The organism is Pantoea sp. C1E2 (genome assembly GCF_056491465.1).
In genome coordinates this window covers 2,924,722-2,937,902 of record NZ_JBSZHT010000002.1, presented here as the reverse complement: position 1 = coordinate 2,937,902, position 13,181 = coordinate 2,924,722, and the positions used below count along the sequence as shown (strand labels likewise).

The following is a 13,181-nucleotide window of genomic DNA, read 5'->3' as shown; positions in this document are numbered from 1 at the left end:
ATGTTTTTACCCAGTATGAAAATTAATACATTTAATATCAGTACGTTACACGTATAACTTTTTCCAATTATTTTTCCAGATGAATTTTGGAGATGATCACAATCTCAACTTTTGGGTGTCCTGGGCATGTTTACACCACCTGGAAATCAGCATAGTTTGAACATGGAGTTAACCTGTGATTAACAGACAAAAGCGAACAAATGCGTTTTGGGTAAGCACACCGCTAATCAATGATGAAAGCAGACGACCTGTAAGTGGGCCATCCTTAATTTCATTATTTAAGTTCAGGGATTAAACGCAGGGTTTTTCAATTTCGAGGTCAATTTCCTGTTCAGGGAAATACCTAAAGCAGTCAATGATGTTTTTTCTATTTCTTTAACGTTCCGCCAAATCAGCTTTGATTTGGACAGATCGCTGCGCCTGCAGAGAAATGAATAATTCAGGAGAGACCCTGTTATGAGCAACAACAATATATCTATTGAAGATGTCCCACTTAATAATTTTCACCAGTTGATGTCACTGCGCGCCGGCGGCGGTTGGATTCTTGATGGCTACGTGCTGAGCATCATTGGCGTGGCGATCGTGCAGTTTTCCCAACATCTGCAACTTGATACCTTCTGGCAGGGCATGGTGGCCGCTTCTGCGATGCTCGGTACCTTCTGCAGTGGCTTTCTCGGTGGATGGCTGACCGATATTGTTGGCCGTCGTCGCTTGTTCTTCGTCGGACCTATCCTGTTTATCCTCGGCTCAGTCGGCACCTTCTGGGCGGAATCGGCGCTCACGCTGTTTATCCTGCGTTTCCTGGTGGGTGTCGGAGTCGGGTTGGAATATCCCGTCGCCGGTTCGCTGCTGACCGAGTTCTTGCCGCAAAAACATCGCGGTAAACGTTTGGCCGGTTTAACCATTCTCTGGTTTGCCGGTGCGGCATTGGCTTACATCGTGGGCAACCTGATCCTCTCCTTTGGCGGTGATGCAGCATGGCGTTTGGTGTTGGCCAGCCCGGCCGTGCTGGGTGTGCTCTTGTTCGTTCTGCGTATCGGCACCCCGGAATCGCCACGCTGGTTAGTCAGCAAAGGTCGTTTCAATGAGGCTGAGCAGATCATTAAGAAAGTCTACGGTCCAGAATTCTCGCTGAAAAATATGCCAGCGGAGTCGGTGGAAGCCAAAGTTACGCTGAAAGATCTGGTGCGCTCTGGTTACGGTAAACGCATGCTGTTTGTCTCGGTGTTCTGGAGTGCTGCCGTTGTGCCGATGTTTGCGGTGTATTCGTTCGCACCGGTGGTATTGAAAGCCCTGAATCTGGACGGCGAGTGGGCATCACTGGGTTCAATCGCCATCACCTTGCTGTTTGTGGTGGGCTGCATAATCGCCACCCGCTTGATTGATACCATGGGCCGCCGCCGTTTGATCATTCACAGCTTCTTGTGGTCAAGCCTTGCACTGCTGGCGTTGGGGATGTTCTCGCACGGTTCAGAGATGCTGGTGCTGGTGATGTTTGGTGCCTACGCGGTGTTTATCGGCGGTGCGCAGGTGCTGGAACTGGTATATCCCAACGAACTGTTCCCAACAGAAGTGCGTGCCTTTGCCGTCGGTATGGGTTCATCCATGTCACGTATCGGTTCTGCCGCGGGAACCTGGCTGGTGCCGATTTCCCTGCAAAGCCTGGGCATCGAATACACCATGTATGCTGCCGCGATTGTTTCCTTTATTGGTCTGCTGGTTTCGGTATGGCTGGCACCGGAAACGCGTAACATGACGCTGAGTCAGGCGGCTTCACTGGCACGTTAATAGAAAGAAAAATATCGTAGAAAGACAAAAGCCCGCTCAGGTAAACCTGAGCGGGCTTTTTGAATTTTTTTTGGCTACTTCTGAAATGCCGCAGCGTGTTCGCAAGATTTGATCTCAAACCTGGAGATTAGACTATCTCTCGCGGTAAATGATAATCCCACCTGTCTATTAGATCATTTCAACAGTTGGCTCTCTGAGCGCGTAACCTCAATTATATGCGCGCTTTCGCCAAAGCCTGGTCGGATGCAAAATTGTGCAAGCGTTGCTTGCACAATCACCCCCGGAACCATGAAGTGTCCGCTGGACAAACTCTATAGACTGGAACAACGGCACAGGTATCTGCCTAAGCTAAAGTTTGACTCGTATCCGTTACTAGCGAGCTTTTTTTACAAACAAAAAGCCCGCTCAGGTTTCCCTGAGCGGGCTTCTCTAAATTTGGCTCCTCTGACTGGACTCGAACCAGTGACATACGGATTAACAGTCCGCCGTTCTACCGACTGAACTACAGAGGAATCGTGTGAACGAGGCGCATATTAGCGATGCCGATCCCCAATGTCAAAGCCCGATCGCACACTTCTGGTTTAAGTGCGCGTAAAAGCAGCGGAATGCTGTTTTTCTGCCTTGAACGTTCAGATTTCAAACTGCCAGCAAGATCTCACTTTAAGCGCATTTCCTTTGAGATGTTAGATGCGTGTCAAAGTTTTGTTATTTGCCGATTTTAAAACAATCATTTCAGTGCTTTTATGGTGAAAATTTCAAATGAAGATCAGATGAAACAAATGAACTGCTTATCATCACGAAGGAAATCAGTTTTGGCATCTGAAACGGTATTTTGAAAATAACCTTTTGATAAGTAGATAGTTGCAGGAAAAAGCAGTGCCGAAACGATAGCGTCAGACCAGAAGCCTTACCTCTACAACCAGATAAATAACGCCAGCGCCGTTGAGTGAATGTAAAAAATATTTTTCATTCGTCGTATCAGCCAACCTGCGAATGTTAACGAATAAGAAGGGTTACCTATGAAATTCAAAAAAGCGTTAGTGACTTCCCTGTTAGCTTGCATGTTACCTGCCGCTGTTATGGCAAAAGACCTTCAGGTGGGCGTCTCTATGGCGCTGTTTGACGATAACTTCCTCACCATTCTGCGCACGGCGATGCAGAAAGAGATGACCAAAGATGGCGTTAAAGGTCAGGTCGAAGATGCGAAAGGCGACGTTTCCCAACAGCTGCAACAAATTCAAAACTTCATCGGTCAGGGCGTTGACGCCATCATCGTCAACCCGGTGGATACCAATGCGGTTAAACCGCTGATGGATGCCGCTAAGAAAGCCGGTGTGCCGCTGATCTTCGTTAACCGCAAACCGGCAGGTGAACTGACCGACAAAATGGCTTACGTCGGTTCCGATTCTGAGCTGGCGGGCCGTCTGCAGATGGAAGCGCTGGCAAAAGCCATGAACGGTAAAGGCAACGTCGCGATTCTGATGGGCGACCTGGCTAACGAATCAACCCGTGACCGTACCAAAGGTGTTGAAGCGGTCGTCGCTAAATATCCGGGTATCAAAGTGGTTCAGAAACAGACCGCGAAATTCACCCGTAATGACGCAGTAGACGTAGTGAGTAACTGGATGACCGCAGGCGATGACATTCAGGCGATTGCGTCTAACAACGATGAGATGGCGATTGGTGCGCTGCAGGCGCTGGGCAAAAACCCGAACCACATCCTGATCGCGGGTGTGGATGGTACGCCGGATGCGTTGCAGATGCTGAAGAACGGCAAGATGGTGGCCACCGTGTTCCAGGACGCAAAAGGCCAGGGTGAAGGCGCCGTCCAGGCTGCAGTGAAACTGGCTAATGGCGAGAAAGTTGAGAAGGTGATTAACATCCCTTACCAGCTGATCACCAAAGAGAATATGGCGCAGTTCGAAGCACGTAACCAGAAATAATCGTTCCCGACAAAGCCGTACGGAGGTGATGTATGACCGCTTTTGCGCTTGAAGCCGAAGGCATCAGCAAGTTCTTCCCCGGAGTGAAGGCACTCGACAATGTCTCACTGCGTATTAAACCGGGGTCGGTACATGCCCTGATGGGTGAAAATGGCGCGGGCAAATCCACTTTAATGAAATGCCTTATCGGGATGTATCGTCCCGATAAGGGCACCATTCGCATTAAAGGGGAGCCGGTGCAGTTTCAGGACACCATGGACGCGCTGCGTTCTGGCATCTCCATGATCCACCAGGAACTGAATCTGGTGCCTTACATGACCGTGGCTGAAAACATCTGGCTCGGTCGCGAACCGATGAAGTACGGCTTTGTTGACCACGCGTTGCTGAACAAGCAAACGCAGGAGTTACTGAACAGATTGAATATCCGTCTGAAGGCGGATCGCATGGTGGGCGAACTCAGTATCGCCTCCCAGCAAATGGTGGAAATCGCCAAAGCGGTGTCATGGAACTCCGACATCGTGATTATGGATGAACCGACCTCGGCCCTGACGGAAACCGAAGTGGCACATCTGTTCACCATCATCCGTGATTTGCGCGAGCAGGGTAAAGCCATCATCTATATCAGCCACAAAATGGATGAGATTTTCGCGATCACCGATGAGATCAGTATTTTCCGTGACGGGACCTGGGTGGGCAGTAACAGCACCTCAGAGTTTACCCGTCAGTCGCTGATAACCCAGATGGTGGGTCGCGAACTGACCCAGCTGTTCCCGAAATTCAACGGTGAAATTGGTGAAGACGTGCTGACGGTGCGTAATCTCACCTGCAAAGATCGCTTTACCGACATCAACTTTACGGTGCGCAAAGGCGAGATTCTGGGCGTTGCCGGACTGGTGGGAGCGGGGCGCAGTGAGGTAATGGAAAGTTTATTCGGTATGGAAAGCTTCGACAGCGGGGAAGTGCTGATCGATGGCGTGCCGGTCAAAATCGATTCGCCCTCAACGGCAATTGAGAAGGGCATGGCGTTCCTGACTGAAGATCGTAAAAAGTCCGGGTTGTTCCTGGTGTTGTCGGTGATGGAGAACATGAGCATCGTCAACATGCCGGATTATGTCAGTAAAGCCGGTTTCGTTAGCCACATGAAGATGGCGCAGGACTGCATGGAGCAGATCCGCAAACTCAATATTAAAACGCCGACCATGGATCAGATCATCAACAACCTCAGTGGCGGTAATCAGCAGAAGGTGCTGATTGCGCGATGGCTGCTGGCGCAACCGAAGATCCTAATCCTTGATGAACCGACGCGCGGTATCGACGTCGGGGCAAAAGCCGAGATTTACCGCTTAATCAGCGAACTGGCTAACCGTGGCGTCGCCATCATTATGGTGTCGTCTGAGTTGCCGGAAATTCTGGGCATGAGCGACCGCGTGATGGTTATGCACGGCGGACGTATAACTGGCATCCTCGATAAAGAAGAGGCCAATCAGGAAACCATTTTGTCGTTGGCATCCGAGTGAGGCGCGAGACATCTATGAGTAACGTGAAAATTACGGCTCCACAAGCCGCGGAATCGACTTCCTTCTTTGGCAACCTGCGCCACAAGTTGCCGAAAGATACCGGCATCTTTGTGGTGATGTTAGGTATTGCACTGATTTTTGAAATTGCGGGTTGGTACGTGCGTGACCAATCTTTCCTGCTGAACACCAACCGCTTAGTGTTGATTGTGCTGCAGGTAGCGATCATCGGCATCATCGCGGTGGGCGTGACCCAGGTCATTATCACCACGGGGATTGACCTGTCGTCTGGTTCGGTGATTGCGCTGACCGCGGTGGTGGCGGCCAGTCTGGCACAAACTTCTGACAGCCTGACGCCGATGTATCCTTCTTTGGTGAACCTGCCTGCGGTCATTCCGATTGTGGCCGGTATTGGTGTCGGCTTGCTGTGCGGGGTGATGAACGGTTTCCTGATTACCAAAACCGGTATCCCGCCATTCATCGCCACACTGGGCATGATGGTGTCGGCGCGTGGTCTGGCACAGTACTACACGCAAGGTAACCCGATCAGCTTCCTGTCAGATGGCTTTACCTCCATCGGCCAGGGTGCAATGCCGGTGATTATCTTCCTGGTGGTGGCCTTCCTGTTCCATATCGCTCTGAAACATACGCGTTACGGTAAATATGTGTATGCGATTGGCGGCAACATGACCTCGGCCAAAGTCTCAGGGATCAACGTTAATAAGTATCTGATCATCGTTTATACCATCGCGGGCGCGCTTTCTGGCCTGGCGGGTGTGGTGCTGGCGGCACGTGTGAGCAGCGGTCAGTCAAGCATGGGTATGGCGTACGAGTTGGATGCGATTGCCGCAGCGGTTATCGGCGGTAGCAGCCTGATGGGCGGCGTGGGTCGTATTACCGGCACGCTGATTGGTGCGGTGATTCTGGGTCTGATTAAGAGCGGATTCACCTTCGTCGGTGTGGATGCTTACGTGCAGGACATCATTAAAGGCATCATCATCGTCGCAGCGGTGTCCATCGATATGCACCGCAACCGCAAAAAACGCTGATACGCTTCATACTTCACACTGTAGCTGCGTTGGCTGCGCCCGTTTACCCTGGTCACATAGTAATCTATGCTCCCAGGGCTAAACGGGCTTGCCGCCTTGCTACAGCGCGAATTATTTCGCGTATCTGCTTTGAGTAGGTTGGAATCAAAACCCCCGCTTCTTGAGTCCTGTTACGCTTTAGCTGCCTTTCCTCACAATAAGTTTTCCCACTGGTTGATCCTGCTCCTTTCCCCGCGTTTGCTTTCGTTCTGACCGTTTTAGGTCAGTTTCTGTGAGTTATGCACCAATGCGACGCTTTCGGTCATCACTTTTTTGCACATCTGCCACGCAAACTGCGCACCACGGTGGTGCATTTCGATTTGTTTTTAATCACTCTGCGTCATGTGCTCAGCTTATTAACTCTTAAGAGGTAATCAGAAAGGCTTATTTTCCGTGCCGTTAGGAATATTCTGGCACTGCTTTTTCACGGCTCGAATAAACCTGGCCTGCATATTGCAACTTCATGAACACAAGCCAGCAGGCTGAGACACCCAGATACTGGGCATTCGGGGATTGACGGAGGCAATATGAATTTAAGACGACTGAAGTACTTTGTAAAAATCGTCGATATCGGCAGCCTGACTCAGGCAGCAGAAGTGCTGCACATCGCGCAGCCTGCGCTCAGCCAGCAAGTTGCGACGCTGGAAAACGAACTCGATCAGCAATTGTTGATCCGCACCAAGCGCGGCGTGACGCCAACCGAAGCAGGCAAAATTCTTTATGCTCACGCTCGTACCATTTTGCGCCAGTGCGAGCAGGCGCAGACCGCAGTGATCAACGCAGGTCAGGCATTAAATGGCCAGGTATCGATTGGTCTGGCGCCAGGCACCGCGGCATCTTCGCTCACCATGCCGCTGCTGCAGACCGTACGTGAACAGTTCCCGGATGTGCTGGTGTATCTGCATGAGAACAGCGGCACGTCTTTAAATGAAAAAGTCATGAACGGACAGTTGGATATGGCGGTGTTGTATGATCGTGCGCCGACTGCTGGCATTAACAGTATTCCGTTGATGAAAGAAGAGTTGTATCTGGTTGGGGCCACCGCCTGCCCAAGCGCCACTATCGATCTCGCTGACGTGGCGCAGATGAACCTGTTCTTGCCGCGTGACTACAGCGCCGTGCGTAAACGTGTAGATGAAGCATTCTCGCTGCGTCGCCTGAGTGCCAAAATCATCGGTGAAATTGAATCTATCTCAACCCTGACCGCAGCGGTTTCCAGCGGCATGGGCGTGACCGTATTGCCAGAATCAGCGGCTCGCGCACTGGTGAGTTCAACTCACGCGTGGATGGCGCGCATTAACAGCCCATCGCTGAATCTGCCGTTGTCGCTGAATATCTCAGCGCGTCTGCCGCTGTCACCATCGGCGCAGGCAGTGAAAAATATCCTGCTGTCACTGCTGAATAAGCCGATGGCGGAAGAGCGTGAATTGATGCTGGTCGGTTAATCACCTCTTCTCTGCCCCAGTTCTCAAAGGCTGGGGCAAACTCATCAAGCTTTAATAGCCCTCCCTCCACGCAAATGTTCGACCCTCCTTATTACTATTCCGCATAACACACCGTTTTTTATTATTTCCTGCAATGACACCAACTTCATAACATGGACGAAACAGGGCAGGGAACAGGAGAAAGGGTGTGAATTTCCAGCAACTTAAAATTATACGTGAAGCAGCACGTTGCGAATTCAACCTGACAGAAGTGGCGAACACATTGTTTACCTCCCAATCTGGGGTAAGTCGTCATATTCGCGATCTGGAAGATGAGCTCGGCGTCGAGATCTTTATTCGTCGTGGCAAGCGACTGTTAGGCATGACAGAACCCGGCAAGGCGCTGTTGACCATTGCTGAACGCATCCTTGATGAAGCTGGCAAAGTACGTCGCCTGGCGGATGTGTTTACCAATGAAACCAGCGGCGTGCTGACGATTGCCACCACGCATACCCAGGCACGTTATAGCCTGCCGCGCGTGATAAAAGCGTTTCGTCAGCTCTATCCGAATGTGCGTCTTGAACTCAATCAGGGATCGCCGCAGGAGATTGTGGCGATGTTACTGGCGGGTGAAGCTGACATTGGTATTGCTTCCGAGCAGCTGGTGAACAACAGCAGCCTCGCAGCTTTCCCGTGGTTTAGCTGGCATCACTCATTACTGGTGCCGCATGACCATGAATTGCTGCAACATCAACCGGTCACGCTGGCCAGTCTGAGCCGCTATCCACTGATCACTTATCGTCAGGGGATCACGGGGCGCTCACGTGTTGACCGTGCGTTCCAGGCGGCGGGCATTAAGCCGGATATCGTGCTTAGCGCGCAGGATTCCGACGTGGTGAAAACCTATGTTGAGTTGGGTCTTGGCGTCGGCATCCTGGCTGACCAGGCGTGCGACATCTATGAAGGTGAAGATTTGGTGAAAATCGACACTCATCATCTGTTTGATGCCAATACCGTATGGCTGGGATTGAAGCGCGGCCAGTTGCAACGAAATTACGTCTGGCAGTTCCTGGAACTGTGTAATGCCAATCTGTCGCTGGAGGAGATTAAACGTCAGGCGCTCTCCTATGAAACGGAGTCTGAACCGGCTATCGATTTCCAGATTTGATGCAGTGGTCGCCATAAATGGCGACCTTACATTCCCCCGTAGGGTGCGCATTCATGCGCACCTGGCCACAACCCGCACCATAAGCAATGACGCATTCCCTTGCAGCATAAAATTTCTTTTCCCGCCGCAAAACACACACCTGAAAGGTTTCCACCCCACAGAAAAACATCCTGCACTGCTGCGCCACGTTACAGTGAAATGAACAGGATAAAGGGGATGATAATGTCGCGGATTCAACTCAAAGATGCAGAACTGTTACGCCAGCAGGCGTTGTTTGGCGGACACTGGCAGGATGCGCATGCAGGGGCCACGCTACCGGTGATCGATCCATCGTCCCAGCAGCAGATAGCCACCATTCCGGCACTGGGTGCGGCCGAAACAGAGCAGGCGATAGATTATGCCGAATCAGTACGTGCCAGCTGGGGCAAAACCCCCAACGCCTCACGCGCGGCGCTACTGGACAAGTGGCATCAGCTGATTCTCGATAATGCTGACGATTTGGCGATCATCATGACCGCCGAGCAGGGTAAACCGCTGGCTGAAGCCAAAGGTGAAGTGCTGTACGGCGCCAGCTTTGTGAAGTGGTTCGCTGAAGAGGCGCGTCGCATTTATGGTGATACCATTCCGGCGCCGAGTGAAGATCGTCGTATTTTAGTATTGAAGCAGCCGGTGGGTGTGGCGGCTGCCATCACGCCGTGGAATTTCCCGATTGCGATGATCACCCGCAAAGTGGCACCCGCGCTGGCCGCCGGTTGCCCGATCATCGTCAAACCTTCTGAACTGACGCCACTGTCGGCTCTGGCACTGGCGGTGCTGGCAGAACGGGCAGGTTTCCCCGCTGGCGTACTGCAAGTACTTACCGGTCTGCCCACCGAAATCGGCAGCACGCTGACTGCCAGCCGCACGGTGCGCAAAATCTCCTTTACCGGATCCACGCGCGTCGGCCAGCTGCTGATGCAACAAAGTGCCGACAGTATTAAGCGCCTCAGCCTCGAACTGGGCGGCAATGCGCCACTGATTGTGTTTGATGATGCCGATCTGGATATCACCATTCCCGGCGTAATGGCGAGTAAGTTCCGTAATGCCGGGCAGACTTGTGTTTGTGCCAACCGTATTTTGGTGCAACGCGGTATCTATGAGCGTTTTAGCGAAAAACTGCTGGCAGCGGTGGAGACCCTTAAAGTGGGTGACGGCTTCGCGCCGGGTAGCACCATCGGGCCGTTGATTAACGAACGCGCCGTTGAGAAGGTGAATAGCCATATTGATGATGCGCTCAGTCAGGGGGCGACCCTGCTGCGTGGCGGCATCAGCGCCCCCAACGGCACTTTTGTGGAGCCCACCGTACTCGGCAACGTCACCAGCAGTATGCGTATTGCGCATGAAGAAACTTTTGGACCCGTGGCACCGCTATTTGTTTTCGATACCGAAGAGGAAGCCATTCAAATGGCGAATGACACGCCCTACGGATTGGGGGCCTATTTCTTTACCGAGAATATACGTCGTGCCTGGCGCGTAGCGGAATCATTAGAGTTTGGTATGGTCGGATTTAATACCGGTGCAATCTCATTAGATGCCGCGCCTTTTGGCGGAATTAAATTATCCGGATTAGGTCGTGAAGGATCGCGTTATGGAATTGAAGAGTATCTTGAGCAGAAAACGTTCCATATTGGCAGTTTATAATCACTGCCGCCATTAATGGCGGCCCTTCGGTAGGGTACACATTTTGCGTGCCGTATTAACAACAGCGTCGGTGACCTCAGGTGACCGGCGCTGTTTTATTTTGTGCGCTACGTCATGCTTTTCTCACCTGTCACCGTTTTAGTGCAAGTTTCATGCGAGCTGCACCGCCGCGATGCACGAATTTTGTGAAGTAAATCATCTGTTTATTCCTTCGGCAATTCCGCAAAATTTCGCTCTTCAATACGGCAGAAAATTTTTTTGGGCTGTTTTTTACGCATTTTAATTTTTCACTGGGCTGGCATACTTTCTGCATTAGCTTATTTACGTGACAGATAAATGTGGTGCAAATCGTTAATAAGCGCACATGTGATGGGTGTAACAAATAAGGAATTTTCCATGTTAAGTTTCGACCCTGAAAAAGTTTCCCTTCCTGCTGGCCATTATATTGGTGGTCAGCATGTCACTACCCAGGGGGCGCGTTTCGCCGTAAAACGTCCTTCCGATGGCAAAGTCTATGCCGAACTGAGCGAAGCGCAGCCTGGAGATGTGGATCGTGCCGTTACCCTTGCGCATCAGGCGCTGAAAACCAGCGGCTGGCGCAGCTGCCCACCCCGTGAACGCGGCAAGGTACTGCGCCGCTGGGCCGATCTGATTGAAAGCGATGCGTTACTCGCTCAGCTCGAAGCGCTGGGATCAACGCGCCCCATCAGCGATGTGGTACAGCATGAAATTCCGTTCACCGCTGAGGCGATTCGTTTCTACGCCGAGTGCGCAGACAAATACAGCGGCGACCTGTTCCCGACGCAGGATAGCAGCCTCGGCATGCTGATTTCGGAGCCGTACGGCGTGATTGGCGCCATTACTCCGTGGAATTTCCCGCTGTCGATGGCGTCATGGAAATGCGGCCCGGCGCTGGCAGCAGGCAATGCGGTGGTATTGAAGCCGTCTGAGCTGACCCCGTTTTCCACCGTGCGCATGGCTGAACTGGCGGTGCAGGCCGGATTACCGGCTGGCGTATTAAACATTGTGCAAGGCAGCGGTGCGGTGACCGGCAGCGCGCTGGTCACACATCCGTTGGTGCGTAAAGTCTCGTTCACCGGCTCCACCGCCACCGGCGCCCGCATTATGGGTGATGTGGCTCAGCACGGTATGAAGCCTGTGACACTGGAGCTGGGCGGTAAAAGCCCCCAGCTGGTATTCGATGATGCTGGCGATATTGATGTGCTGGCCCAACGTATTCTGCGGGGATTCACCGCTAACGGTGGCCAGGCCTGTGTCGCAGGCACCCGCTTGATCGTACAGCGCGGCATTGCCCAACCGCTGCTGGATCGACTGGTGGCGCTCTGCCAGCAGCCGCAGCCGGGGGTCACCTGGCAGGACAGCAGCCGTTACGCACCGTTGATTGATGAGCGTCAGGGCCAGAAGGTGGCTTCAGTGATCGCCGAAGCCAAAGCGCAGGGCGCAGAAGTGTTAGTGGGCGGTGAGCGCTTTGCGGATACCGCGGAAGGCTGGTTCTGGCAACCCACGCTGCTGTGCGGTGTGGCGGCTGATAACCCGGCCGTGCAGCAGGAGATTTTTGGTCCAGTGCTGACCGTGCAGGAATTCGATAGCGAAGAAGAGGGCTTAGCGCTGGCGGCACATGAAACCTACGGTCTGTGCGCGGGCGTCCATACGCTGAGTCTGCCACGTGCCATGCGAGCCATGCGCGCTATCGAATCCGGCACCGTATGGGTCAACCGCTACGGTCGATCCGGCGATTTCATTATTCCTACCGGTGGCTTCCTTGGCTCCGGTATTGGCAAGGATCTGGGACGTCAGGCATTTCAGGCCTGTCAGCGCCAGAAGAGCGTATTAATCGATTTCTAATTCCACATTTCAGACAACGACGAGGTCGCTTCATGGCACTGTTTAAACCGAAATTCATCACCTTTGACTGCTACGGCACCCTGATCAACTTCGATATGGCAGGCGCAGCCGCACGCTGTTTCAAAGACCGTGTCGCGGAGGCTGAAATGAGCGCCTTCACCACTGATTTCTCCCGTTATCGCATGGATGAAGTGCTGGGGGCATGGAAACCTTATTACGATGTGGTGAGCAACGCCATCCAGCGTACCTGCAACAAATGGGGCGTGTCGTGGACGCAAGCGGACAGCGACTTTATCTACACCGATTGTGCAACCTGGGGACCGCATCCTGATGTCCCCGCCGGTCTGGCAAAAGTGGCAAAAGAGTTCCCTCTGGTGCTGTTGAGCAACTCAATGAACGATCTGCTGCCACACCATATTCCGCGTTTGGGTGCGCCAATCCATTTAGCGATCACCGCTGAGGAAGTGGGCGCGTATAAACCGCAGATGAAGGGCTTCGAGTACATGCTTGAAAAACTCGACTGCCGTCCGGATGAAATTCTGCACGTCTCCTCCAGTTTCCGTTATGACCTGATGACGGCTCACGATCTGGGAATTACCCACAAAGCCTGGATCAATCGCGGCCACGAGCCGGCCAATCCTTATTACGGTTACACCGAGCTGAAAGACATTGGTGGTTTACCTGCGCTAGTTGGACTGTAAGGACGACAC

The 13,181-nt window shown here is 52.5% G+C and carries 9 protein-coding genes and 1 tRNA gene; 9 read left to right on the top strand and 1 reads right to left on the bottom strand.

All coding sequences use genetic code 11. From position 1 onward, the window contains the following. Positions 1–456 precede the first annotated feature (456 nt). Positions 457–1,788, top strand: coding sequence for an MFS transporter (locus ACXI0A_RS14135; RefSeq protein ID WP_224931429.1), 1,332 nt, complete (start codon positions 457–459; stop codon positions 1,786–1,788). A 436-nt stretch (positions 1,789–2,224) separates the two neighbouring features. Here the strand turns inward: ACXI0A_RS14135 and ACXI0A_RS14130 are convergent. Further along, positions 2,225–2,300 (bottom strand) — tRNA-Asn (locus tag ACXI0A_RS14130). Positions 2,301–2,807: 507 nt separating this feature from the next. Here ACXI0A_RS14130 and ACXI0A_RS14125 point away from each other — a divergent pair. The 8 genes from ACXI0A_RS14125 (at position 2,808) to ACXI0A_RS14090 (ending at position 13,172) form a co-directional block, all read left to right on the top strand. Then, positions 2,808–3,731: a sugar ABC transporter substrate-binding protein gene (locus ACXI0A_RS14125; RefSeq protein ID WP_224931431.1), complete on the top strand. Its 924-nt coding sequence runs from the start codon at positions 2,808–2,810 to the stop codon at positions 3,729–3,731. A gap of 32 nt (positions 3,732–3,763) precedes the next feature. After that, a complete protein-coding gene (locus ACXI0A_RS14120) occupies positions 3,764–5,248 on the top strand; it encodes an ATP-binding cassette domain-containing protein (protein WP_476148204.1) in 1,485 nt (494 codons plus the stop codon). A 23-nt stretch (positions 5,249–5,271) separates the two neighbouring features. Further along, complete coding sequence (locus ACXI0A_RS14115) at positions 5,272–6,294, top strand: ABC transporter permease (protein WP_224932019.1); 1,023 nt, start codon at positions 5,272–5,274, stop codon at positions 6,292–6,294. 566 nt (positions 6,295–6,860) lie between these two features. Then, positions 6,861–7,778: a nitrogen assimilation transcriptional regulator NAC gene (gene nac, locus ACXI0A_RS14110; RefSeq protein WP_476148206.1), complete on the top strand. Its 918-nt coding sequence runs from the start codon at positions 6,861–6,863 to the stop codon at positions 7,776–7,778. A 187-nt stretch (positions 7,779–7,965) separates the two neighbouring features. Further along, positions 7,966–8,925, top strand: a complete 960-nt coding sequence (gene cbl / locus ACXI0A_RS14105) for an HTH-type transcriptional regulator Cbl (protein WP_100700908.1) — start codon at positions 7,966–7,968, stop codon at positions 8,923–8,925. Positions 8,926–9,147: 222 nt separating this feature from the next. Beyond that, entirely contained in the window at positions 9,148–10,605 is a 1,458-nt protein-coding gene (locus ACXI0A_RS14100; protein ID WP_476148207.1) for a succinate-semialdehyde dehydrogenase, read from the top strand. 396 nt (positions 10,606–11,001) lie between these two features. Beyond that, positions 11,002–12,471 carry an aldehyde dehydrogenase family protein gene (locus ACXI0A_RS14095; protein WP_476148208.1) on the top strand — a complete coding sequence of 490 codons (1,470 nt, stop codon included), beginning with the start codon at positions 11,002–11,004 and terminating at the stop codon, positions 12,469–12,471. Positions 12,472–12,503: 32 nt separating this feature from the next. Further along, positions 12,504–13,172: a haloacid dehalogenase type II gene (locus ACXI0A_RS14090; RefSeq protein WP_224931440.1), complete on the top strand. Its 669-nt coding sequence runs from the start codon at positions 12,504–12,506 to the stop codon at positions 13,170–13,172. Positions 13,173–13,181: the final 9 nt, after the last annotated feature.